The sequence below is a fragment of the Pseudomonas sp. GV105 genome (assembly GCF_003058185.1).
Taxonomy (GTDB): Bacteria; Pseudomonadota; Gammaproteobacteria; order Pseudomonadales; family Pseudomonadaceae; genus Aquipseudomonas; species Aquipseudomonas veronii.
This window is the reverse complement of record NZ_QBUF01000027.1, coordinates 1-24,252: the sequence shown is the minus strand read 5'-3', so window position 1 is coordinate 24,252 and position 24,252 is coordinate 1. Positions and strand designations below refer to the sequence as shown.

Sequence of the window (24,252 nt, the reverse complement as noted above, 5' to 3'; positions counted from 1 at the left end):
GTCCCCGACCCGTTCGGCAAACCCGGCAGCCGCGTGTACCGCAGCGGCGACCTGACCCGTGGCCGCCCGGATGGCGTGGTGGATTACCTCGGCCGCGTCGACCACCAGGTGAAGATCCGCGGTTTCCGTATCGAACTGGGCGAGATCGAAGCGCGGCTGCGCGAGCAGGACAGCGTCGGCGAAACCGTGGTGGTGGCCCAGGAAGGCCCGAACGGTAAGCAGTTGGTGGCCTATGTGGTGCCACTGGATCCGGTGCTGATGGACGATGCGTTGACCCAGTCCACCTGCCGTGAAAACCTGCGCCGCGCCCTGAAAACCCGCCTGCCGGACTACATGGTGCCCTCGCACCTGATGTTCCTGGAGCGCATGCCGCTCACCCCCAATGGCAAGCTCGATCGCAAGGGCCTGCCGCGTCCTGATGTGAGCCAGATGCAGCAGGTGTATGTGGCGCCACAGAGCGAGTTGGAGCAGGACGTGGCGGCGATCTGGGGTGAAATCCTGGGCCTGGAACGGGTTGGCCTGGCCGACCACTTCTTTGAATCTGGGGGGCACTCGTTGCTGGCGATGCAGGTCATCTCCCGTCTGCGCCAGTTACTGGGCCGGGAAGTTCCCCTCAGAACCCTGTTTGAACACCCGCGGTTGCAGGGTTTTGTCGAGACGCTGCAGCGTTCGGCAGCCGAGACGGACAGTGCGCCGGCGATTCTGCCCGTCAGCCGCCAGCAGCCGTTGGCATTGTCTTATGCCCAGGAGCGCCAGTGGTTCCTCTGGCAACTGGACCCCCAGAGCGCCGCGTACCACATCCCCAGCACCCTGCGCCTGCGTGGCTGGCTGGACCAGGCCGCGCTGCAACGCAGTTTCGAAACGCTGGTGGCGCGCCATGAAAGCCTGCGCACCCAGGTGTACCAGGACGCAGGCCGCGCCCTGCAAATGATCCGTGATGCGGGTGCCGTAGAGATCCTGCATGCCGACGCCGACGAAGCTGATGTGCAGTGCCTGGTGCAAGCCGAGATCGCGCGACCGTTTGACCTGCAACAAGGCCCGCTGCTGCGGGTGACCCTGCTGCGCCTGGCTGACGACGAACACGTGCTGGTGCTGGTGCAGCATCACATCGTCTCCGATGGCTGGTCGATGCAGGTGATGGTCGACGAGCTGGTGCAACTGTACGCGGCCTACAGCCAAGGCCAGGACCTGCAACTGCCGGCGCTGCCGATTCAATACGCCGACTATGCGCAGTGGCAGCGCGACTGGATGGCGGGCGGCGAGCGCGAGCGTCAATTGGCTTACTGGCAAACGCTGCTGGGCGGTGAACAGCCGGTGCTGGAACTGCCCGCCGAGCGGCCGCGACCTTCGGTGCAGAGCTATCGCGGGGCGAGCCTGGATGTCGTCCTGGACCCGGCGCTGGTGACGGGGCTCAAGGCCCTGGCGCAGCGTGAGGGGGTCACGTTGTTCATGGTACTGCTGGCGTCGTTCCAGACCCTGTTGCACCGTTACAGCGGCCAGCAGGATATTCGCGTCGGTGTGCCGATCGCCAACCGCAGCCGGGTCGAAACCGAGCGGCTGGTGGGGTTCTTCGTCAATACCCAGGTGCTCAAGGCCGATATCGATGCTCAACTGACCGTCACCCAATTGTTGCAGCAGGCCAAGCGGCGGGCCCTGGATGCCCAGAGCCATCAGGACCTGCCCTTCGAGCAATTGGTCGAGGCGCTGCAACCCGAGCGCAGCCTGAGCCATAACCCGTTGTTCCAGGTGATGTTCAATCACCAGAGCGAAGCGCGCCTGGCCAACAGCGGCCAGCAGCTTGCCGACCTGAGGGTTGAAGGGTTGGAGTGGGGCACGCAGACCGCGCAGTTCGACTTGAGCCTGGACACCCAGGAGACCGCCGAAGGGCTGTGGGCGACCCTGACCTACGCCACCGATCTGTTCGACGCCGCGACACCCAAGCGCATGGCCCGCCATTGGCAGAACCTGTTGCAGGGCATGCTCGGCGATCCGAATCAGCGGGTTACCCAGTTGCCGATGCTGGAGCGTCTGGAGCAGCAGGTGATGGTCGAGCAGTGGAACGACACGGCGCAGGATTACCCGTTGCAGCAGAGCGTGCAGCAGTTGATCGAAGCGCAAGCCGAACGCACGCCGGATGCCCAGGCATTGCTGTTTGATTGCGAAGTGCTCACTTACGCCCAACTGAATGCTCGTGCCAACCGCCTGGCGCACCGCCTGATACAGGCCGGTGTCGGGCCAGACCTGCTGGTGGGCGTGGCGATGGAGCGCTCGGTGGAGATGGTGGTGGCGCTTCTGGCCGTGCTCAAGGCTGGCGGCGCCTATGTGCCGCTGGACCCGGAATACCCGCGCGAGCGCCTGGCCTACATGCTGCGGGACAGTGGGGTGCAACTGCTGTTGACGCAGGCGCATCTGGTAGCGTCGTTGCCCATCGGTGACTGCGTACAGTGCCTGGTGGTGGAGCAGGGTGACAGCTGGCTGGCAGGGTTTGCCACCTTCAATCCCGAGGTCGCCGTCGAGGCCGAAAACCTCGCTTATGTCATCTACACCTCCGGTTCCACCGGGCAGCCGAAGGGCGCCGGTAACCGCCACTGTGCATTGACCAACCGATTGCTGTGGATGCAGCAAGCGTATGCACTGGATGCCAGTGATACGGTGCTGCAAAAGACGCCGTTCAGTTTTGACGTGTCGGTCTGGGAGTTCTTCTGGCCGTTGATGAGCGGCGCACGGTTGGTCATGGCGGCTCCGGGTGATCATCGGGAGCCGTCGCGCCTGGTGACGTTGATCAATCGACACCAGGTCACCACTTTGCACTTCGTGCCCTCGATGTTGCAGGCGTTCCTCCAGGACTCGCAGGCCGGCAGTTGCCAGGGCCTGCAACGCATCATTTGCAGCGGCGAAGCCCTGCCGGTGGACGCCCAGCAACAGGTGTTCGCCAAACTGCCCAAGGCCGGGCTGTTCAACCTGTACGGCCCGACCGAGGCGGCCATCGATGTGACCCATTGGACGTGTGTCGATGAAAACCGCGACAGCGTGCCGATTGGCCAGCCGATCGCCAACCTGCGCACCCATGTGCTGGATGCGCAGTTGCAGCCGGTTGCCGCGGGTGTTGCCGGTGAGTTGTACCTGGGCGGGGTCGGGCTGGCGCGCAGTTACCATCGCCGTTCCGGCCTGACCGCCGAGCGCTTTGTGCCGTGCCCGTTCCAGCCTGGCGCGCGGTTGTATCGTACCGGGGACCGGGTCCGTCAGCGCATGGATGGCGTGATTGAATACCTGGGGCGCCTGGATCATCAGGTCAAGTTGCGTGGTTTGCGGATCGAGCTGGGCGAAATCGAGGCGCGCCTGCTGGAGCATCCGCAGGTGCGTGAAGCGTCGGTGCAAGTGCAGGATGGCAAGCATCTGGTGGGCTACCTGGTGTTGCACGACCCGGCCGCCGCCTGGCGTGATGCCCTGAGTCATCACTTGCTGGCGCATTTGCCCGACTACATGGTGCCTGCGCAATGGGTCGTGCTGGACCGCATGCCCTTGAGCCCCAACGGCAAGTTAGACCGCAAGGCCCTGCCGGCACCGGACGCCAGCGTGCATCAGCGGCACTTCGTTGCGCCGAGCAACCCGCTGGAGCACACCGTTGTGCTCGCCTGGCGCGAGGTCCTGGGCCTTGAACAGGTGGGGGTGGAGGACAACTTCTTCGAGCTGGGCGGGCACTCGTTGCTGGTGTTGATGCTCAAGGAGCGTATCCGCAAGGCTACCGGCGTCGAGCTTTCGGTGAGTCAGCTGATGCTCAACCCGACGGTTGCGGGGCAGGTGGCCTGTGTCAATGGTCAGGCCGGCAACTCGTTGATCGTCAGGTTGAACAGCCAGACCCGTGGCACACCGTTGTACCTGTTTCACCCCAGCTATGGTTCGGTGCATTGCTACAAGGCCATTGCCCTGGCGTTGCGCGAGCAGCGGCCGGTAATGGGCGTGATCTGCCGGGCGTTGGCCGAGGAGGGCAGTGAAGTGCCGGCCTGGCACGAGATGGTCGAGGACTACACCGCGCAATTGTTGACGGCGCAGCCGGAGGGGGCCTTCCGTCTGGCGGGCTGGTCCCTGGGCGGCAACCTGGCGATGGAAGTTGCCCATGGCCTGGAGCAGGCTGGGCGGGAAGTGGAGTGCGTGGGCTGGATCGACGCATCGCCACCCCAGTGGGTCAAGCCCTTCTGGGACACGGCGGTGATGGTCGATGAGCGCGAAATATCCGCCAATGACCGGCGCGTGGAATTGTTGGGCGCGATGTTCCCTGAGTTCACGGCGCAGATCCATGCCAAGTGGTCGGGCCAGCAGGCCACGGTTGATGGCGACGATGAGCAATGGGCCGGGTTCAACCAGTGGGCCGGGGATGTGCTGGGTGAGCGCTTCCATGAACTCAAGGAAGAGTTGCTCAGTGGCCATGAGGCGCAAATCTCGTGGGAGGTCGACCGCATGCTGGGCCAGCGCCTGCATGATGCCGATTTCAAGGCGATCAAGGCGCCGATCAGTTGCTGGTGGGCGACCTTGAGCCGCACGGGTGTGCATCATCGGTTGATTGAGGCGAGCATGCTGGAGGTCGCCGGCCAGTCCCGGATTGAACGTTCGGTGCTGATCGAGACCAGTCATGATCGGTTGATCGACAACGCCGCGTTCGTGCGCAGCTTCGCCGACGCGATGGCGTAACACCGGGCCTGAACGAACAAGCCCCCGGCCACTGATGGTGACCGGGGGCTTTTTCGTGGGGTGGGGTTCAACGACCGGCCTCTGCAAAAACGCCCCGGGCAAATGAATGCACGGGGCGTTAGGGTTGGAACCCTCGGTAGCCGCCAGGGCGGCTACGAGCAGGCCTTAGAAGTCCCAGCGGGTGCTGAGCATGAAGTTGCGTGGCTCGCCGTAGGCGGCAGAGTTATAGAAGCCGATGTTGGTGTAGTAGGTCTTATCGAAGATGTTGTTGACGTTCAACGTTGCCGACACGTTCTTGGTGAACTGGTAGCGGGTCATCAGGTCCACCAGCCAGTAGGATTCCTGGGAAAACTCCTCGTAGCCGCCTTTCGGGCTGTTGTAGATGTCCTGCCAGCCAACACTCTGCCAGCGAGCGCCGCCGCCGACGGTCAGCTTGTCGAGGTTGCCCTTGAACTTGTACGAGGTGTAGACGCTGACCTGATCTTCCGGCTCGAAGGTCGAGATCTTGATGTCGTTGTCGTCGCGCACAACCTTGTGGGTATAGCCACCCTGGAGCTGCCAGCCCGGTGCCAGTTCGCCCGACATTTCGACTTCGTAACCCTTGGTCACGGCCTTGGTGCCCTTGAACGCGTAGTTCGACGGTGTCGGCGTGCGGTTGTTGTATTCGTCGTCGGACACGGAACGGTTGGTTTCGTGGATCTCGAAGTAGGCGGCGCTGGCGTTTACACGACCGTCCAGGAAGTCTGCCTTGACGCCCAGTTCCCAGTTCTGGCCTTCATCCGGCTCGACCAGCTTGTTGTTGCGGTCGCGGTTGTAGCTTTCCTGCGGCATGAAGATATCGGTGTAGCTGGCGTAGACCGAGTACGTGTCGTTCAGGTCGTAGACCACACCGGCATACGGCACGAACCGTCCGGTTTCCTTGTAGGTCGGGTTGTTGCCGGTGACGGTGTAGTCGACCACGCGGCCGCCGAGCAGCAGCTTGAGGTCGTCGGCGAGGTTCAGGCGGGTGGTCATGTACGCGCCGGTCTGGCGCACGGTGTCGTCGATCTTCGACTGCGGTGTGCCCCAATCCGGTTCGGTCGCGTTGCCGTGCCAGTTGTAGAAGTTCACCAGGTTGGGGGCGAGGTTCCAGTAGCCATTGCCGTTCCACTCGGAAGAACTGATGGAGCCGCCGAGGACCAACTCATGCTCGCGGCCACCCAGACTGAACGGGCCGCTCACATATAGGTCGGCGGAGTCGCTGACGGTTTCGCCGGTGTACTTGCCCGATGTCAGCTGCGAAGTGCCGTCCAGGTTGGGAGTGCTGCCCTGGATCGAGCCCATCTTCGCGTGGTAGCCGTTGATCTTGTGGTCCAGTTGCAGCTTGGTAACCCAGCCATCGCCGAGGTCGTGCTCGACTATGGCGAATAGGGTGCGGGTGTACTGCTCCCAACTGCTCCAGTCGGCGGCGTTGTTGAACGAGCGCTTCACGTTGTTGCGATTACCCTGGGCGTCGATCAGCGGGAAGCTGCCGGACCAGGACGAGCCTTTTGGCAGGCTGTCCTGGTAGTCGCCACCCACGGTCAGCATGGTGTCCGGGGACAGGTCGAATTCCATGATGCCGTAGTAGACCGGGCTTTGGCGCTCATAGCGGTCCATGAAGGAATGCTTGTCCTGGTAAGCCGCCACCGCCCGACCCCGGACATTCCCGGTTTCGGTCAGCGGGCCGCTCACATCCAGCTCGCTGCGGTAGTTGTCCCAGGAGCCGGCGCCCACGCTGGCGTGGCCCTGGAACTCTGCGGTGGGCTTTTTGCGCACAAGGTTGATGGTCGCACCCAGGGAGCCTGCGCCAGTGAGCAGGCCGGTGGCGCCCTTGAGTACTTCGACCCGGTCATAGATCGCCATGTCGCTCAGGGTGTTACCCGCCGAATAGGCCACGTTGCGCGCAGTGGACGGAATGCCGTCGTACTGGAAGTTGTTGATGGAGAAACCACGGGCGTAGTAGTTGCTGCGCTCGGTATCGAAGGCCGAGACGGTGATGCCCGGCGTGTGGCGCATCACGTCGTCAACGTTGTTCAGGCCGAAGTCGTCCATGTGCTGGCGGGTGATGACGGTCACCGACTGCGGCGTCTCCTTGGGCGTCAGCACCAGGCGGGTCGAGGTGGCGATGTAGCCTGGGGTATAGGAACCGGTGTTTTCGGTCACGTTGCCCAGTTGGTTGGCGGTCACCTGGGTCGGGCTCAGTTCCAGCCCGGCGGAGGTACCGGCGGCGGTGACGGTCAGCGAATTGCCGTTGAGGCTGTGGGTGGTCGACGTTCCTGACAGCAGGGTATTGATCGCCTGTTGCGGGTCCAGTTTGCCTTTGACGGCGGTGCTGTTCTTGCCTTGCACGTCGGTCGGGCTGTAGAGCACCTGCATGTTGGCCTGATGACCGAAGGCCTGCAGCGCGCTCCCCAGCGGCTGCGCGGGAATGTCCAACTCGATCTCTTGTGCCTGCACATAGCCGGCCACCGGCAGTGATATGGCCAGGGCCAGGGCGTTCGGCAGGAGGTTGACGTTCAGGGCCCGACGCATGGATAGCGCTTTGCTCAGTGGGCTGAGACCGAGTCGTGCTGGCATGGGTGTTTTCTCTTCTATGTTTTAAGTGGGCAATTATAGGTGTTTATTGAGTCTGGTTATCATTACCACTAGTGAGACGTTCCTATCCCGGGAAACCGGAAAAGAAAATTCACGCCGGCGTCAGTTCGTGCACGACCTGGCCGGCGCGCAGGCGCACCAATTGGTCGGCGATATCGAAATAGCGGTCGTCGTGACTGATCACGATGATGGTCTTGCCCAGGCGCTTGAGGTCCGGCAGCAACTCGGTATAGAAGATCCGGCGGAAGGCCGGGTCCTGGTCGGCGGCCCACTCGTCGAACACCAGCACCGGGCGTTCTTCCAGCCAGGCGTTGACCAGCGCCAGGCGCTTGCGTTGGCCGGTGGACAGATCGGTGGTGCTGAACACGCCATCCTTGACGCTGACCTTGTGGGCGATCTCCAGGCGTTCCAGGTATTTTGTCGCGCTGTCGAGTGACTGGGCGGCGCTGCCCTGGACCAGGTCATCGAACAGGTAGTAATCGGCAAACACCGTGGTGAACAGCTGGCGATAGTCGTCGCGCTCGGGGTCGCTCACGGCGTTGCCATTGAGCAGGATTTCCCCGGCCTGCGGCGGGTACAGCCCCAGCAGCAGCTTGATCAGGGTGGTCTTGCCGCTGCCGTTTTCGCCGACGATGAACACGATATCGCCCTGGGCGATGTTCAGGTCGATCGGCCCCAGGTGGAACGGTTCGCTGCCTGCCACTGCTGGCGGGCTGTAGCGCACACCGCGTAATTCCAGGCTGTTGACCACCGGTTGCGGGGCTTCGCTGTCATCCATCAGCAGGTGCGGTTCCGGCGAGGAGAAGCGCTGTGACAGCTCACTGATACGACCAAATGCAATCTTCGCCTTGCCCACCACCGGCAGGTAGCCGAGCAGGTGTTCCAGCGGGCCTTTCATGTACAGCAGCACCAGGACGAAACCGGTGATCACGCTAGGGTCGGGGTTGGGGTTATAGGCCTGCATCGCCAGGGCCAGGCCGATCACCACGAAGAACAACATCGAGCCAAAGGTCTTGGCAAGGATGTAGATGTTCACGGAACGCACCTGGATGTCGGCGATGCGGTCCGCGGTTTCCTGAATGCGCTGGGTGTTCATGCGAAAGCGCCGGGGCCGGTGCATGCGCAGTTCCTTGGCGCCGGAGGCAATGGCGTTGTAGTAACGCTGCAGCTCATCCTCGTGGCTGCGCGCCAGGTCGAAGCCCTGGATGCCTTTGCCGCCGGCGATGAACTGCACGGCACTGCCGATCACGATGGCGACCACCATCATCAGGAACATCGGTACCGACAGGTAGGCCAGGTAGCCCAGGCAACCCAGGGTCACTGTGGCCGCAATGGCCAGCGGTGTGAACGCGAAGGAGAAATCGCTGATGGTGTCGACGTCGTGGGTCAGTACCGGGATCAGCCGGTGGGAGCGATAGCCCTCGATCTGCCCGATCGGCGCCGACAGCACCTTTTCGCCGAGGTCCTTGCGCAGGGCGGCAATGATCCGTTGGCCGACGTAATTGGTGCCGATATCGGAAATGATCGAACTGACCAGCGCCAGCACACACAGCGCAGCAAACGTCAGAATCACCCCTTGGGTCATCCCGGCGGAGGAGTGCAGCGCATTATTGATAGTCGCCAGCAGCAGCGTGATGGCCAGGCCACCGGCCATGCCCAGGGCGACGGAGACGCTCACGATGGCGCGAAAGGGCCTGAGCAATGCGAGCAAACCGCTGAAGGCGCCGCGCTTGGGGTCGGTCATAGGTACTTCCCGGAAAGTGAATGGAGGGGGCTGGGCACACAGACCCTTACCCATGACAAACGAAGCGTCGGCGCGAGTATTTAGCGCGGCGTGCCCGGCGGTGGCGGTGGCGGATAAATTGCCCGCTGCCTGGTTCGTTCTTGTTGGGTAGGCGCACGCGTAGGGTCGCGTGCCGGATCTATCCAGTGAGAGCGAACCAATGACGAAAAAGAACCTGGTGTATGTGTGGTCCCTGAGAAATGCCGCCGCCGACAAGGCCGGGCAGCCAGTGGCCTATAAGGACCACGAGCGCTACATGAAGTCGGTGCTGGAGTTTCTGGTGGGCTCGCTCAACGATACGTCGCTGGGCGAGGCCTATAACCTGGTGGGCGTGGTGTATGACGACGACGAGCAAAACCCGCGTGACCGGCAATTGGTCGCCGACTATGGCTTTGCCTATGCGCCGGGCCGCCAGTGGCTGTACCCGGCGGACCTGCGGGTGCAGGGGCGTCTGGTCAACGATTTGCTGCTGAGCGTGCCGTCCACCTACCGCCGCCTGCCGCGTGGCAGCGCGCAACACATCGCCGGCAAGCAGGACTTCGAACGCCGCCTGCACGACACGCTGGTGGAGCTGAAGGCCGATATCGTGGTGCTGGACGGCCTGCTGGTGATCCTCGATGAGCTGGTGCGCCCGGGTGCGCCATTTGCGCGGCGGATCATGAACATTCACCCGGGCATTACCCGTATCGAATCGCCCTACGAGCGCCGGGGCGCCTACGCCACCTGGAACGCCTTGTACGGTGCCCGTGGCCAGGCGGTGGTGGATTGGACGACCAAGGAGACGCAGCCGTGCGAGCCGCTGTACCTGACCGGTGCGTCGTTCCACTACGTGGACAACGGCATCGACTCCGGAGAAGTGTTCCACGACGTGCTCAAGACCGAGATTTCCCCGGACGACACTATCCTCGAATTGCGCTGGAACAACTTCAATAACAGCCTGTTTCCGGCGTTGCATGAAGGTTTGGAACGGTTGGCTCGGCAAAGCTGACGCACGCCCCCTGTAGGAGCGGGCTTGCCCGCGAAAATCGCCAACGATAACGCGTTTATCCTGGATAAACGCGGCGTACTCGGGGGCTTCGCGAGCAAGCTCGCTCCTACAGTGGGTGCAGCGGGTGCAGCGGATGCAGCGGATGCAGTGGGTGCAGTGGGTGCAGTGGGTGCAGTAGGTGCAGTGGGTGCAGTAGGTGCAGTAGGTGCAGTGAGGGGATTTGTTGTTACAGGTCGCGCACTACCCGAAAGCCGATCCAGTCCCCGCGTGTCTGCGGGTAGATGTTGTTGCGATTGCCCGAGCGCGAGAACACTGGCGCTTCGCCCCAGTCATTGCCACGGATCTGGTAGCTCTCGCAGTTCGGTTCCACCCAGGCGCTGCCGTCGGTCGGTGCGCCGATGTAGTTGGGGTGTTCGCAGTCGGCCACGCGCTCGTAGACGTTGCCGTGCATGTCGTACATGCCAAATGCGTTCGGCGGGTAGCTGCCGGCCGGCGAGGAAAAACTGTAGCCATCCGCCGGACCGTAAGTGTTGGCATGTTCGGCAATGCTGTAACCCTTGCCCTCGTCGAACGGAAACGGGAAGGGCCCGCTGGAGCCGGCGCGCGCGGCGTATTCGCGCTGGGCTTCGCTGACCATGTGGTACGGCTGCCCGGTCTTTTTCGACAGCCAGGCCACGTAGTGTTTGATGTCGTCCATGTCCATGCACACTGCCGGCTGACGCGGGCTCTGGGGGTAGCGCGGCTTGCTGGCGATGCATTCGCGGCCGGGGCGGGTGTCGCCGTCGGCGATCTTGACCCCGGTCTGGCGGATATAGCTGTCCCACTCGCCAGCGGTGATCTGGAAGCGGCTCATGGCGAACGGCTTGGCGAAGGTCACGGCATGCATCGGGCCTTCGTCCGGCTCGCGGCCGACCTCATCGTCGGGCGTGCCCATGGTGAAAGTGCCGGCGGGCAGCACCACCATTTCCGGGCAGTCCTTGCAGTCCTTGAATACTTTGCCGGGTTGCGGCGTGGCGGCCTCGGCCAGGTTGGGCAGCAGCGCTGCGCACAGGGCGGTGAGGGCCAAAGCGGTCAGGGGGGCGGATGGCGTCATGTGGGCCTCTCGTTCAAAGGGCAAAGGGCGTGCGTCGCCACCGCTGGCTCAGCACGGTCATGTTGTGCTCACGGGCTTACGTCGAGGGTGATGAGCGGTTGGCCAAGGGCTTGGCGGCTTTTTGTACCTGGTCCCACACCCGCAGAAAGTTGCCGCCCCACAGCTTGGCGATATCGGCTTCGGAGTAGCCGCGCTGGATCAGCTCGGCGGTGACGTTGCGGATTTCGCCGACGTTGTTCCAGCCGTCGATACCGCCGCCGTCGTTGAAGTCCGACGCCAGGCCGACATGGTCGATGCCGATCTTGCGCACGGTGTAGTCGATGGCATCGCCCAGGTCCTTGAGGGTGGCCTTGGGTTCGTCATCGAGGATGGCGTACAGCGCGCTGGCGTACTCGCCGAACGTGTGCTCGGGCCAGGCGGCGATGATTGCGTCGCCCGGCATCAGGGCCACGGCCAGGTTGGGCAGGGGTGGCAGGTCGAAGCGGGCGCGCAGGCTGTTGAGCTTGTCCTGGGTCGGCTGGCTCAGCGGGCGAAGGTAGGCGGAGAAGGCCACGATCTGTACCACGCCGCCGCTGCGCTTGATCAGTTGCAGTTCCTTGTCGCTGAGGTTGCGCGGGATATCCACCGCCGCGCGTGGCGCCGAGTGGGAGGCCACCAGTGGCGTGCGGCTCAACTGCGCAACCTGTTCCAGGGCCTTGGTCGACATTTGCGACACATCGATGATCACCCCCAGGTCATTGAGGCGGTGTACCGCTTGCTGGCCGATGTCCGAGAGGCCGTCGAGAGCGTCGGTGGAGTCATTGAAAAATGGCAGTGGCCGCGACGAGTCGGACCAGGCGTTATTGCCGATATAGCTGAAGCCGAACATACGCATGCCGCGTGCTGTCCACAGGTCCAGCTGGTTCAGGTCGCTGCCCAGCGGGTAGGCGTTGAGCATGCTGATAAAGATCGCGAATTTGCCTTCGCCATGCAGGCGCCGGAAGTCATCCGGGGTGTAGGCGATGCCCACTTCGTTGGGGAAGTCGCGCACCATGCCGGAGATGATTTTGTAGCGCACTTCCTGCTCGTGGCGGGCTTCCTCGACAAAGCCGTCGCTGGGCCTGTGGGGAGCATTGGCGCCGTTCCAGATTTCCGGCCAGCCGAAAACCGTCAGCGCCGCCCCGGACAATCGCCCGCGACGCGCCTTGGCCAGGTCGAACTGGCCGCCGCCGTCGTGGTCGGCCTCATTGCCGGCGGTGCCGAAATCCAGCGGCACGGTGATATGGCTGTCGAACGACAACAGGCGCTCCTGCAGGTCATTGGCCTGCTTGATCACCGCCAGCGGGTAGCCGGCATTGCCTCGGAACCAGTGATCCCAGGCCAGGAAACCGGCCCCGGCGCCGATGACCAATGCCAGTGGCAGGCCGATAAACAGCGCCTTTTTCGAACGTGGTTTTGTCATTGCCGTCTCAGTCAGTTGAGGCCTTTGCTATCTGGGAAGAACGAGCGATGAGCGCGGAAATTTAGGCCTCGGCGACGGCGCGGTAAATTTCCCGCGCGAGTAAACGTTCTAGCTCTGATAACGCCGTTTCCTAAGGTAGACAATGACGATCTCTCGACGTGGGTTCATCGCAGGCCTGGCGCTGACTGGTGCCGCCTTGCCGGCGGCCTTATATGCCCATCGCGAGTGGACGCGTGAAGAATTCCCCATCACCCCCGGCGAAGCCACGGTGGATCTTGCCGATACCGCCGGCCAGCACCTGGCGAACACGTTGCGCGGGGTGTGGAACCTGCGGCTTGAAGGCCGCGATGCCGGCCTCAAGGGTTTGCCCGCGCAGGGCCTGGCGTTGCTGCTCGATGTCGCGCCGCGTGGGCGAGGCCTGCGTGGTTATCTCGACACGGCCGAGCACCTGCGCGGCGATGTCGAACCCCGTTATCGCGTGTTGGGTGACTTGCTCATGGGCGAGGGCACCGAGCTCTATTGGCGGCTGATCGACCGTGATGCAGCCGACGGCGCGCCGGCCTATGAATTCAGCATGACCGTCGATGAAGTCTGGGGCGTCTTTGGCAACGCCGGCAGCGGCACACTCAGCGGGCAGATCCTCGACCTCGACCGGCCCCTGGCGCTGACCGCGCCGGAGAATCGCTTTGTTGCCCACAAACAGCCGTTTCCCGAAGCCCGCCAACGCATCGGTCTCAACCCTTCGCTGCTGGCCTGGCTGATTTCCCCCGAGCACCGCCTGTTCCACCAACTGTGGCACGCCACGCGCGACCAATGGCACAAGCTCTCCGAGGAAAAACGCGACGCCTTGCGTGGCATCGGCTGGCAGCCCGGCCCACGGGGCAAGGAGCGCGACGCGCGGGGCAAGCTCAAGGATCGCAACGGCTCGGGCATCGACTTCTTCTTCATGCATCGGCATATGCTCGGCACCGCACGTGCGATGCAAGACTTGCCGTCGTGGTCCGCCTTCCCCGAACCGCAACCGGCCCTGGAACGTGATCGCCTGGGCTTCCTGCGCTACTTCGACAACCATGACGGCTTTGCCCTGCCACCCACTTGGCTGGCGCCGGACGACGGCGACTACACCCAATGGGTCAGCGATATCAAAGCCGCCGAGACCTACCACAGCAACTTCCAGGTCTGGGAATCCCAATACCGCGACCCGCGATACCTGGCCAAATTGACCCTGGGCCAGCTCGGCTCCGAAATGGAACTGGGCCTGCATGACTGGCTGCACATGCGCTGGGCCTCGGTGCCCCGCGACCCCTCCAACGGCGCCCCCGTGCCCTTCGCCCGCGACCCGGCAGACTTTGCCGCGCGTTGGTATGCACCCGAAAACGACTTTCTTGGCGATCCGTTTTCCTCCCACGTCAACCCGGTGTTCTGGCACTTCCATGGCTGGATCGACGACCGCATCGAAGACTGGTTCCGCGCCCATGAGCGCTTCCATCCCGACCAGGTCAGCCGCCTGGAGGTCAACGGCGTGGCATGGTTCGCGCCGGGGCGTTGGGTTGAAGTCGGCGACCCGTGGCTGGGCCCGGATACCCATGGCTGCAGCACCACGCCAGGCTTGCAGAGGGGGCGTTCGATGGAGATGGACCCAGAGATCATGAAGCTCGCCCTGCGAATTACGTTTGCTGCGCAAGACGAAGCGCTGCAGGGTTTGTTCAAACGGGTGCCGAAGCGGCCATGGTATGCGCGGCATTTGAAGGTCAAGGCGCGCGAGGTGTAGGCGTTTTTTGCTGGAGTTCAATGTTTATGATGTAAAGCTGAGACGGAGATGGTTTATCTTCTGGTCGGCACGTGGGTGTTTTTTATAGGTTTTAGTACTATAAACAATGGAGGATATTGAAAGAAATTTATATGGGTTTGTATATTTCTACTGATCTTTTATTGGGCGCCGGCGCAGTTAAGAAATATCCGACAGCTGGATCCCTGTCTGTGGTTTAAATCTTCAATAATCTTTGCAAGAAAGATAATCTTTGTGCTTTGTGGGAAATATCCCTGATGCGCAATGGAAAGTTCCCGTCCGTGATCCGGGGGCTGGTAAGTTCCGGCAGTGATACTTCATTCTAGTGAGCAAGCGGACGCCATGTGCCATGTAGCGCTTTGGTTTCCGGAAAGGGAATTTAAGTTGATTGGATTCCGGTTTTAATTTCCATCTGACCGCAGATCAATGCTGTTGGATAACTCACGGAATGAAACGATGACGCTAAGCAGCTTTCAAAATGAAGTGCCCAAGGCCAGGGTTAATATCAAGCTCGACCTGCATACCGGCGGTGCGCAGAAAAAGGTTGAGTTACCTTTGAAACTGATGGTGCTGGGTGACTACAGTAACGGTAAAGAACAGCGTCCGCTCTCCGAGCGCGGCAAGGTTGATATCAATAAGAACAACTTTGACAGCGTCCTGGGCGAGTTCTCGCCGGGTCTGAAGCTGGCTGTCGACAACACCTTGGACGACGATGCGTCCGACACCGCTGTCGAACTGAGTTTCCGGTGCATGAAGGACTTCGAGCCTGAGCAGGTCGCACGGCAGATTCCACAACTGCGTGCGTTATTGGCGATGCGCAACCTGTTGCGTGATCTCAAATCGAATCTGCTGGACAACGTGACCTTCCGCCATGAGTTGGAGCGCATCCTCAAGGATGACGCGCTCAGTGACGAACTGCGCGCTGAGTTGGCTGCCTTGGCGCCTGAAGAAGAACGTTAATTCATAGCGGTAATTTAAAAGGGAAGTTAAATCATGTCCTTAGAGCATTCCAACGTGCAAGCGCGCGGCGCCACAGTGTTGTCTGAAGAGTCTGCGGGTGTTTATGCTGCGCTGTTTAACAAGATCAATTTAAGTCCTGTTGCTGAATTGGCCGGTATTGATATCTTCCAGAACTCGGATGCGCTGTCCGAGGTGTCCGCCGATGAGCGGGTGACGGCAGCGGTCAGTGTGTTTTTAAAGTTGCTTAAGCAATCGCCGCAAAAAATCGAGCGTTTGGATAAAGTCCTGTTGGATGAGCATATTGCTTCGTTGGACCGGCAGATTGGCCGTCAACTCGATGCGGTCATGCACCATCCGGACTTCCAGCGCGTCGAGTCAACCTGGCGCGGTGTGAAATCGCTGATTGATCAGACGGATTTCCGTCAGAACGTTCGCATAGAACTATTGGATGTCAGCAAGGACCACCTGGTGCAAGACTTCGAGGACGCGCCTGAAATTGCCCAGAGCGGCTTGTACCTGCATACCTACACGCAGGAGTACGACACACCGGGGGGCGAGCCGATTGCGGCGGCTATCTCAAACTACGAATTCGATCGCAGGCCTCAGGACATCGCGCTGCTGCGCAATATTTCCAAAGTCGCCGCCGCCGCCCACATGCCGTTTGTGGGGGCTGTAGGCCCAGCGTTCTTCGGCAAGGAAACCATGGAGGAGGTGGCCGCAATCAAGGACATCGGCAACTATTTTGATCGTGCCGAATACATCAAGTGGAAGTCATTCCGTGACAGTGACGACGCGCGTTACATCGGCCTGACCATGCCGCGGGTCCTGGGGCGCTTGCCCTACGGGCCCGACACCGTCCCCGTGCGCAGCTTCAATTACGTCGAGAATGTCAAAGGGCCGGATCACCACAAGTACCTGTGGACCAACGCATCGTTTGCCTTTGCCGCGAACATGGTCAAAAGCTTCATCAGCAACGGTTGGTGCGTGCAGATACGTGGGCCGCAGTCGGGTGGTGCGGTCACTGAACTGCCTATCCATTTGTATGACTTGGGCACTGGCAATCAGGTCAAGATTCCTTCCGAAGTGATGATTCCGGAAACCCGTGAGTTCGAGTTCGCCAACCTCGGTTTCATTCCGCTCTCGTACTACAAGAACCGCGACTATGCGTGTTTCTTCTCGGCCAACTCCGCGCAAAAGCCGGCGCTGTACGACACGGCCGACGCCACCGCGAACAGTCGAATCAACGCACGTCTGCCTTACATTTTTCTGCTGTCACGCATTGCTCACTATCTGAAGCTAATCCAGCGCGAAAACATTGGCACCACCAAGGACCGGCGTTTGCTGGAGCTGGAGTTGAACAAGTGGATCGGCGGGCTGGTCACCGAGATGACTGATCCGGGCGATGACTTGCAGGCCTCACACCCGCTGCGGGAGGCGAAGGTCACGGTGGAAGACATCGAGGACAACCCCGGTTTCTTCCGCGTCAAGTTGTATGCCGTGCCGCACTTCCAGGTCGAGGGTATGGACGTGAACTTGTCACTGGTTTCGCAGATGCCCAAGGCCAAAGCCTGATTCAGTCGTAGGGAAACGATGCCATGAATATCGATCGCCCTCTGTGGGCCGCCGGGGCGTTGCTGTCGCCGCAACAATTCCAGCAACAGGCGCGCTGGGAGGCTTGGACCAACGAACAACTCGCGCACCTGGCCCTGGCGCACCCCTGGGGTGTCCAGGCGGTAGGGTTCGACCTGGATGCATTACGGCTGGGTAAGCTCAAGGCGACTCAGTTGCGGGTCCGCATGCCCGATGGCACCTGGATCGACACCGAGCAGGTCGACCGCCTGCCTCCGGCCTTGGAGCTGGCGCAGTTGCTGGCCGACGAAGATCAGGACGCGTTATTGCACTTGGCCTTGCCCCTGGAACAGGCGAATGGCGACAACTGCCTGTTCGACGGTGGCAGGGCCGATCGGCCCACACGCTATCGCCAGTCTTGGCGCGACGTACAGGATATGTATGCTGATGAGGTGCAGTCGATAGGCGTGCTGGAACATGCACTGAGCCTGCGCCTGCAGCGCGACGATAATGCGGACTACATGACGTGTCCGCTCGCGCGCCTGGTGCGCGACGGGCAGGGCGCCTGGAGCCTCGACCCGGGCTATGTGCCGCCGTTGCTGAGCTTCGCCGCGCACCCGGGGTTGCTGAACCAGCTGGACAACCTGTTGACGCAATTGTCCGCCAAGCGGCAACGGCTCATGGGCATGCGGCGGGAAAGCAATCAGCGCATGGCCGACTTTGCCGTCGCCGACGTGTCGCTGTTCTGGCTGCTCAATGCGTTGAATACCTACCAGCCGGTATTGGCCGATCTTCGGGAGTTTCCCGCGCGCCACCCCGAGCAGGTCTACCAGCAACTGATCAAGCTCGCCGGTGGCCTGCTCACGTTTTCGCTGGAACACGACGTGGACAAAATCCCCGCCTACCGGCACACCTCGTTGGAGGCAGTGTTCCCGCCGCTGATGCACACCCTGTCGCTGTTGTTGGAGGCCAGTCTGCCGTCGCGGGTCATTGCTTTGAGCCTGGAGGTGCAGGGGGCCAATCGTTGGCAAGTCACGCTGAATGACCCGCGTTTGCGCGAGCGTGAGGGGGCCGATTTCTATCTGTCGGTGCGCAGTCGGCTACCGGCGGCGCAGGTGCAGGACCAGTTCCCGCGCCTGTGCAAGATCGGTACGCCGGATGAGGTCGATTATCTGATCAACGCGGCGCTCGACGGGGTGCCGTTGCAGTCCCTCAGCCATGTGCCGGCGGCGATTCCATTGCGCCTGGAAAATCAGTACTTCGCGCTGGATCTCGGGCATTCCAAGGGGCAGGCGGTGCTGGACGAAGGGGTCTGTGCTTTCTACGTTCCCAGCAGCTTGGTCGACGTCAAGCTGGAACTGTTTGCGGTGCTGCGCTCATGAAACCGACGCCTTCCAACGAGCAAGCCGCAGCAGCGGTGGATATCGACGCGCTGTTACAGGACACCTACCTATTGGTGGTCGAGTTGCGCCAGGGCGCCTCGGTGCAACCTGGTCGGGAGTTGGGCCAGCTTTGTATCGAACAGGTTGAGCAAGCTCGGCAGCACCTTGAACGGGCGGGCCTGAGTCAGCGCAACATCGACCACATCAGTCATGCTCAATGCGCGCTACTCGACGAAACGGTGCTGACCTGCGCCGACGCAGATGCCCGCGCCGCCTGGGCCAGCGAACCGTTGCAGGCCAAGTTCTTCAATCGTCATCAGGCCGGTGAGTTTCTGTACGAGGCCATGCGTGACGTGTTGAGCGAACCCGCGCCGGACCGGCATGTGTTGACGGTATTTCAGCGCGTATTGATGTTGGGTTTTCGCGGGCGCTATCGTGATTTGAGCGACCCCGGACGCGAGCAACTATTGGCTGCTCTCAACGCACAGGTGGCGCCGTTCAAGGTCAGCCAACACATGCCGACGCAGGTGGTCGGTGGCGAACTCAGCGCGGGTTTTGGCTGGCTGCGCTCGCCCTTGATTCATCTGCTGACAGTGGCCCTGTTGCTGGTTGCGACGTGGTGGGGATTGGATCATCTGCTGAGCGATGCGATTGCCTCGCTCTTGCCTGATCAGGGGTAAGTGCGGATGACCTTCAATCTGCATCGCATCCTTTACCTGTGGGCCGGTGTCCTCGTCCTCGCGTTGCTGCTCATCATTCCGCTGGCGATGTGGGCGCGTGTGCTCGGCGTGCTGATCGCGGTGTGCTGTGTGACATGGGCCTGGGTATCGCTGCGCCTGCGCGCCGAGCGGCAGCGTGGGTCGGTGAGGTTGGCCGAGGGCATGGTGCTGCCCGCTGCGGGGTTTCGTCAGCCGGTGGTGCTGGTCTGCGGTGATGGCCTGGATGGGCTGTTCGGCGGGGTTGCCGTCGGGCAGTTGGCCCTGCGGGTGACCGAGCGAGGGTGCTACGTGCGCGTACCGAGCCTGGAGCAACTGCCGGCTATCACCGATCACCTTCTGGCCTTGCGGCCGGGCTGGGCCGGGCAACTGGGCGTGATGTTCAGCGTCAGCCCCGGCGCGCACAGTGATGGGGCGGTACTCGCCGGTCAGATGCGCGCCTTCAGTCATCAACTGGCCTTGGCCCGCAAACGCGGGGTTGCGCTGCCGCTGTTGCTGGTGAGCTACCTGCAAACCCTGCAGGACGAGGCACCCTGGTTCTGTTGGGGCAGCGGGCAGGCCGAGGTCCGTGTGTGTGATGCGGGTGCTTGCGTCAGCCTGGATGACTGGCAACAGCAACCCGCTGACTCGCTCAGGCAGGCCGCTCGGATGCACGCCAGCATTCAACTGAACAGCGCTGTGGCCTGGCTTCACGAAGCGGTACTGCCGCACCTTGTCATGCGTAGCGCTTCTGGCCTGGTGGCGATCTGCGCAGTTACGTGGGGGCCGGCATTGGCGCATGCCGTGAAGGGGAACCTGTGGCAGCAATGGTTACGCAGCAAAGTGGCGCTGGCGGATCACAGGGCGGTTGTGGCCGATGCTGTGTTGCCGTTCCCGGACCCTTTGCTCAACCTGCTGCCGCTCGGCCCGCTGCGTTCCCCGGTGCAACGCGCGAGCGTTGTTGCGCTGTGGTTGTTCGCTGTCGCCGGTGTTGTCGCACTTGCCAGTTCGGCGTGGCAGAACGCCCTGTTGCTGCGCCAAGTCAGTGATGACCTGCGACGTTATTCGGCGATCCCGCAACCGACCCAGCGTAATCAGCGCGAGTTTCTTTGGCGTGAAAGTGCCGTGGGCGTGCTGCGCCAGGACGCCCAGCGTCTGGACGCGTACTACCGGCACGGTGCGCCCCCGGCATTCGGCCTGGGCCTGTATCGCGGCGAACGCCTGCGCGCTGCGCTGCTGGCGGTACTGGCTGCTCACGTTGAGCCGCCACCGGCCGCATCGCCTGCGCGGGCTGCCAGCCCGGTGCGGTTGGACAGCCTGTCGCTGTTCGCCAGCGGCAGTGCCCAGCTTAAGGCGGATTCAGCCAAGATCCTGATCAATGCGCTGGTCGATATCAAGGCCCAGCCCGGCTGGCTGATCGTGATCTCGGGGCATACCGATGCCACTGGCGACCCCGAGAACAACCTTCGACTGTCCCGCGCCCGCGCCGCTGCCGTGCATGACTGGATGCAACGCATGGGCGGCATTCCCGACAGCTGCTTTGCCGTGCAGGGTTTCGGCGCCAGCCAGCCGATTGCCGGTAACGACACCGAGGCGGGGCGTGCAGCCAACCGCCGCGTTGATATCCGTCTGGTACCTGAGGCGGGGGCCTGCGCGCTTCCCGTTGCAAGCCCGGACAGGCAACCCCCGGTCGCATTCCGCGACATTTAAATCTACGAGAAAAAGGAGCTTCACATGGCAATTCCCGTTTACCTCTGGCTGCAAGACGACGGCGGCGCAACTATCAAGGGTTCGGTGAACGTGCAACAACGCGAGGGCAGCATCGAGGTGGTTGCCCAGGATCACAGTCTGTACATCCCCACCGACAACAACACCGGGAAATTGACCGGTACGCGGGTTCATACCCCGTTTCTGTTTTCCAAGGAAATCGATGCCTCCAGCCCCTATCTCTACAAGGCGGTCACCACCGGGCAAACCCTCAAGAGTGCCGAGTTCAAGTGGTACCGCATCGATGATGCGGGGCAGGAGGTCGAGTACTTCATCACCAAACTCGAAGAGGTCAAGGTCGTGAAAGTCGCGCCGAAAATGCACGACGTCAAAGACCCCAGCAAAGAGAAGCACAACCACCTCGAGCAGGTGGAGTTGCGTTACGAGAAGGTCACCTGGACCTACAAGGACGGCAACATCATCCACTCCGATTCGTGGAATGAACGCCAAAGCGCTTGATACGCCCGGAGCAGCAGGTGGGTCTTTGCCTGCTGGCTCCCGGTGTGCTGGGTTGAGCGTCCGTTCGCGGGCGTTCAGCCAAACACATCGAGTTTCCGGCCCGCGACTGGCGTTAACGATCGCGTACCACCATCACCGAACAAGGATGTAGCCGTATGGCCCAGAATTCCACGCGCTTGCTTCGTCGTCTCAACCCTTACTGCGCCCAGGCGTTGAGTGCAGCGGCCACGCTGTGCCAAAGCCGTGCCCACGCGCAGATCACCGTCGAACACTGGCTACTCAAGTTGCTGGGGCAAGGTGAAGGCGACCTGACCGTGATCGCACGTCGCTATGAGTGGAATATGGAGACGTTGTGGTATGGCTTGCTGGAGCACATCGATCGTCTGCCGCGTAGCGTGCAGAGCAAGCCGCAGCTGTCGGCGCCATTGCAGCAACTGATCAAAAATGCCTGGTTGCGTGCCTCATTGGACGAGCACAACGACAGCCTGCGTTCCGTACATCTGCTGAGCGCGTTGATGGAGACGCCCAACCTGCTGGCGTGCGAAGCCGTATGGCCTTTGCTCAGTCTCAGTGAGGCGCAGTTGCAGCGGCTGCAGGTGCTGCTGGACCAAACCTCCGAAGAGCGCCGCGCGGTGCAGACGTCAGTGATCGCGGTGCCTTCAAGTGAACTCGCCATACTCCCGCCCAGCGTGTCGAAAGACGATGCGTTAGCGGCGCTGCTGGACAGGTTCACCCAGGACCTGACCGCCAAGGCCGCGCAAGGGAAGATCGACCCGGTGTTCGGCCGCGATGATGAAATCCGTCAGGTCATTGACATCCTCAGCCGTCGGCGCAAAAACAATCCGATCCTGGTGGGCGAGCCTGGTGTCGGCAAAACGGCGCTGGTCGAAGGCCTGGCGTTGAGCATTGCCCAAGGCAAGGTGCCGGACAGTCTCAAAACAGTCAGTGTGCGTACCCTTGACCTGGGATTGTTGCAAGCCGGCGCTGGCGTCAAGGGCGAGTTCGAACAACGCCTGAAAAACGTGATCGACGCCGTACAGCAGTGCGAACAACCGGTGCTGTTGTTTATCGATGAGGCCCATACCCTGGTCGGGGCCGGCAACCAGGCCGGCGGCGCCGATGCGGCCAACCTGCTCAAGCCCGCTCTGGCCCGTGGCGAGTTGCGCACCATCGCCGCGACCACCTGGAGTGAATACAAGCAGTATTTCGAGCGTGATGCCGCTTTGGAAAGACGCTTTCAAATGGTCAAGGTCGAGGAACCGGACGACGCGAACGCTTGCCTGATGTTACGCGGGCTCAAGGCGCGCTACGCCAGCCATCACGGTGTGCACATCCAGGATGCGGCAGTGCAGGCGGCGGTCAGCCTGTCGAGGCGCTACCTGACGGGGCGCCAGTTGCCGGACAAAGCCGTCGACCTGCTGGACACCGCCAGCGCCCGCGTGTGCATGAGCCTGGACTGCGAACCGCAGGCGTTGCGCCGTCTGAGTGTCCTGCAAGTGGCCCTGGAACTGGAGGGCCAAGCGCTGGAGCAGGATCAACGGCTTGGCGGCCACAGCGTGGATGAGCGTCTGGCGACGATTGCCGCGCAACACGCCGATCTGCAACGTCAGCACGCCGATCTGGAACAGCAATACCGCCAAGAACTCGATCTGGCCCAACAACTGATTGCTGCGCGCCAGGCGCAGCCACCGCAGCGGGATACCTGTGCACAGTTGCAACGGCAGTTGAGTGACATTCAAGGCAGCCAGCCACTGCTGTCTTTGGATGTCGACGCACGTAGCGTGGCGCAAGTCATCGCCGACTGGACCGGCGTGCCGCTGGGCAGCTTACTCAAGGACGAGCAGGCCAATCTGCTGCTGCTCGAACAGCAATTGCAAGCGCGCGTGATCGGCCAGGCTCCGGCCTTGAGTGCCTTGGCTCAGCGCCTGCGTGCGGCCAAAACCGGGCTCACCGATGAGAAGGCGCCGTTGGGCGTGTTCCTGCTGGTCGGCACCAGCGGCGTAGGCAAAACCGAAACGGCGCTGGCCTTGGCCGACAGCCTGTTCGGCGGCGAAAAATCACTGATCACCCTCAACTTTTCCGAGTACCAGGAAGCCCACACAGTCAGTCAACTCAAAGGCTCGCCACCCGGATACGTCGGCTACGGCCGGGGCGGTGTATTGACCGAAGCCGTGCGCCAGCGGCCCTACAGCGTTGTGTTGCTCGACGAGGTGGAAAAGGCGCATCGCGATGTGCTTAACCTGTTCTACCAAGTCTTCGATCGTGGGTTTATGCGCGATGGCGAAGGGCGCGAGATCGACTTCCGTAACACGGTCATTCTGATGACCTCCAACCTCGGCAGCGATCTACTGCACACCAGCGTGCAGGAACACCCGGAGATACCGGACAGCGTGCTGCATGAACGACTGCGTCCGATCCTGCGCGAACACTTTCAGCCAGCGTTGCTGGCGCGCTTTCAAACCCTGATCTATCGCCCGCTGCGAGCCGACGCACTCAAATGCATTGTTGCGATCAAGCTGGCCCAGGTCGCCAAGCGCCTGCAGCGTCATTACGGCCTGGATTGCCGGATTGACGACACCCTGAACGACGCCTTGGTTGCTGCCTGCCTGCTACCGGATTCAGGTGCACGCAACATCGACAGCTTGCTTAACGAGCAGATCCTGCCGGTCCTCAGTCAACACCTGTTGGCGCGTCGAGCGGCGCAACTGCGCACCCACGGCGTGAGCTTGGGCTATAGCGAGGATGAAGGGATCAGTCTGCATTTCAGCGATGTTCAAGACACGGCGCAGGCCGTCGCCCTGGAGGTGTGAACGTGCTGAGCGGATTGCAGGCTTTCTTCGACCACAGCCGGCACACCCTGAGTGTGCGCAACATCGAAGCCCGTCTCGACGTGTTGGCCTTTGAAGGCCACGAACACCTGAGCCAGCCCTTCACCTATCGCGTGGAATTCACCAGCACCGAACGTGACCTCGCCGCCGAAACCCTGCTTGGCCAGGACGCCCGTTTCAGCCTGCACGCCGC

Annotated in this window: 15 protein-coding genes; 11 read left to right on the top strand and 4 right to left on the bottom strand. The window is 62.0% G+C overall.

The window, feature by feature from the left end:
- Positions 1-4,689 (top strand): non-ribosomal peptide synthetase (locus tag C8K66_RS30325; protein WP_146181401.1); only part of this gene is annotated, 4,689 nt, incomplete at its 5' end.
- A 165-nt stretch (positions 4,690-4,854) separates the two neighbouring features.
- Here C8K66_RS30325 and C8K66_RS30320 read toward each other — a convergent pair.
- On the bottom strand, positions 4,855-7,242 hold the full coding sequence (locus tag C8K66_RS30320; protein ID WP_057004778.1) for a TonB-dependent siderophore receptor: 2,388 nt from the start codon (positions 7,240-7,242) through the stop codon (positions 4,855-4,857).
- Between the two features lie 154 nt (positions 7,243-7,396).
- Positions 7,397-9,049 carry a cyclic peptide export ABC transporter gene (locus C8K66_RS30315; protein WP_046383743.1) on the bottom strand — a complete coding sequence of 551 codons (1,653 nt, stop codon included), beginning with the start codon at positions 9,047-9,049 and terminating at the stop codon, positions 7,397-7,399.
- 199 nt (positions 9,050-9,248) lie between these two features.
- Here C8K66_RS30315 and C8K66_RS30310 point away from each other — a divergent pair, with 199 nt between their 5' ends.
- Positions 9,249-10,076 (top strand): N(5)-hydroxyornithine transformylase PvdF, encoded by an 828-nt coding sequence (locus C8K66_RS30310; protein WP_108526696.1) that lies wholly within the window; start codon positions 9,249-9,251, stop codon positions 10,074-10,076.
- 226 nt (positions 10,077-10,302) lie between these two features.
- On the opposite strand, the gene C8K66_RS30305 is transcribed toward C8K66_RS30310, so the two are convergent.
- The gene (locus tag C8K66_RS30305; protein WP_046487059.1) at positions 10,303-11,169 is read right to left on the bottom strand and encodes a formylglycine-generating enzyme family protein; all 867 of its coding nucleotides are present in this window, start codon (positions 11,167-11,169) and stop codon (positions 10,303-10,305) included.
- Positions 11,170-11,245: 76 nt separating this feature from the next.
- Complete coding sequence (pvdM, locus tag C8K66_RS30300) at positions 11,246-12,610, bottom strand: pyoverdine-tailoring dipeptidase-like protein PvdM (protein ID WP_057004774.1); 1,365 nt, start codon at positions 12,608-12,610, stop codon at positions 11,246-11,248.
- Positions 12,611-12,752: 142 nt separating this feature from the next.
- Between pvdM and C8K66_RS30295 the strand changes: the two genes are divergently transcribed.
- The 9 genes from C8K66_RS30295 to C8K66_RS30255 form a co-directional block, all read left to right on the top strand.
- Entirely contained in the window at positions 12,753-14,381 is a 1,629-nt protein-coding gene (locus C8K66_RS30295; protein ID WP_108526695.1) for a twin-arginine translocation signal domain-containing protein, read from the top strand.
- Positions 14,382-14,855: 474 nt separating this feature from the next.
- On the top strand, positions 14,856-15,359 hold the full coding sequence (gene tssB, locus C8K66_RS30290) for a type VI secretion system contractile sheath small subunit (RefSeq protein WP_046383738.1): 504 nt from the start codon (positions 14,856-14,858) through the stop codon (positions 15,357-15,359).
- 33 nt (positions 15,360-15,392) lie between these two features.
- Positions 15,393-16,931 (top strand): type VI secretion system contractile sheath large subunit, encoded by a 1,539-nt coding sequence (gene tssC, locus C8K66_RS30285; protein ID WP_046487050.1) that lies wholly within the window; start codon positions 15,393-15,395, stop codon positions 16,929-16,931.
- A gap of 23 nt (positions 16,932-16,954) precedes the next feature.
- Positions 16,955-18,310, top strand: a complete 1,356-nt coding sequence (tssK, locus tag C8K66_RS30280) for a type VI secretion system baseplate subunit TssK (RefSeq protein ID WP_057004772.1) — start codon at positions 16,955-16,957, stop codon at positions 18,308-18,310.
- The gene (tssL, locus tag C8K66_RS30275) at positions 18,307-18,990 is read left to right on the top strand and encodes a type VI secretion system protein TssL, short form (protein WP_057004771.1); all 684 of its coding nucleotides are present in this window, start codon (positions 18,307-18,309) and stop codon (positions 18,988-18,990) included. Before tssK ends, tssL begins: the two co-directional genes overlap by 4 nt.
- Before the next feature lie 6 nt (positions 18,991-18,996).
- A complete protein-coding gene (locus C8K66_RS30270; RefSeq protein WP_108526694.1) occupies positions 18,997-20,715 on the top strand; it encodes an OmpA family protein in 1,719 nt (572 codons plus the stop codon).
- Between the two features lie 24 nt (positions 20,716-20,739).
- Entirely contained in the window at positions 20,740-21,231 is a 492-nt protein-coding gene (locus tag C8K66_RS30265; RefSeq protein ID WP_046383733.1) for an Hcp family type VI secretion system effector, read from the top strand.
- A gap of 155 nt (positions 21,232-21,386) precedes the next feature.
- Positions 21,387-24,041: a type VI secretion system ATPase TssH gene (tssH, locus tag C8K66_RS30260; RefSeq protein ID WP_108526693.1), complete on the top strand. Its 2,655-nt coding sequence runs from the start codon at positions 21,387-21,389 to the stop codon at positions 24,039-24,041.
- A gap of 2 nt (positions 24,042-24,043) precedes the next feature.
- Positions 24,044-24,252 (top strand): hypothetical protein (locus tag C8K66_RS30255; protein WP_132849960.1); only part of this gene is annotated, 209 nt, incomplete at its 3' end.

What these genes read in the sequence shown, in the direction of transcription:
- C8K66_RS30320 (WP_057004778.1), bottom strand. Translation starts at nt 7,242, where the DNA reads ATGCGTCGGGCCCTGAACGTCAACCTCCTGCCGAACGCCCTGGCCCTG.
- C8K66_RS30315 (WP_046383743.1), bottom strand. Translation starts at nt 9,049, where the DNA reads ATGACCGACCCCAAGCGCGGCGCCTTCAGCGGTTTGCTCGCATTGCTC.
- C8K66_RS30310 (WP_108526696.1), top strand. Translation starts at nt 9,249, where the DNA reads ATGACGAAAAAGAACCTGGTGTATGTGTGGTCCCTGAGAAATGCCGCC.
- C8K66_RS30305 (WP_046487059.1), bottom strand. Translation starts at nt 11,169, where the DNA reads ATGACGCCATCCGCCCCCCTGACCGCTTTGGCCCTCACCGCCCTGTGC.
- pvdM (WP_057004774.1), bottom strand. Translation starts at nt 12,610, where the DNA reads ATGACAAAACCACGTTCGAAAAAGGCGCTGTTTATCGGCCTGCCACTG.
- C8K66_RS30295 (WP_108526695.1), top strand. Translation starts at nt 12,753, where the DNA reads ATGACGATCTCTCGACGTGGGTTCATCGCAGGCCTGGCGCTGACTGGT.
- tssB (WP_046383738.1), top strand. Translation starts at nt 14,856, where the DNA reads ATGACGCTAAGCAGCTTTCAAAATGAAGTGCCCAAGGCCAGGGTTAAT.
- tssC (WP_046487050.1), top strand. Translation starts at nt 15,393, where the DNA reads ATGTCCTTAGAGCATTCCAACGTGCAAGCGCGCGGCGCCACAGTGTTG.
- tssK (WP_057004772.1), top strand. Translation starts at nt 16,955, where the DNA reads ATGAATATCGATCGCCCTCTGTGGGCCGCCGGGGCGTTGCTGTCGCCG.
- tssL (WP_057004771.1), top strand. Translation starts at nt 18,307, where the DNA reads ATGAAACCGACGCCTTCCAACGAGCAAGCCGCAGCAGCGGTGGATATC.
- C8K66_RS30270 (WP_108526694.1), top strand. Translation starts at nt 18,997, where the DNA reads ATGACCTTCAATCTGCATCGCATCCTTTACCTGTGGGCCGGTGTCCTC.
- C8K66_RS30265 (WP_046383733.1), top strand. Translation starts at nt 20,740, where the DNA reads ATGGCAATTCCCGTTTACCTCTGGCTGCAAGACGACGGCGGCGCAACT.
- tssH (WP_108526693.1), top strand. Translation starts at nt 21,387, where the DNA reads ATGGCCCAGAATTCCACGCGCTTGCTTCGTCGTCTCAACCCTTACTGC.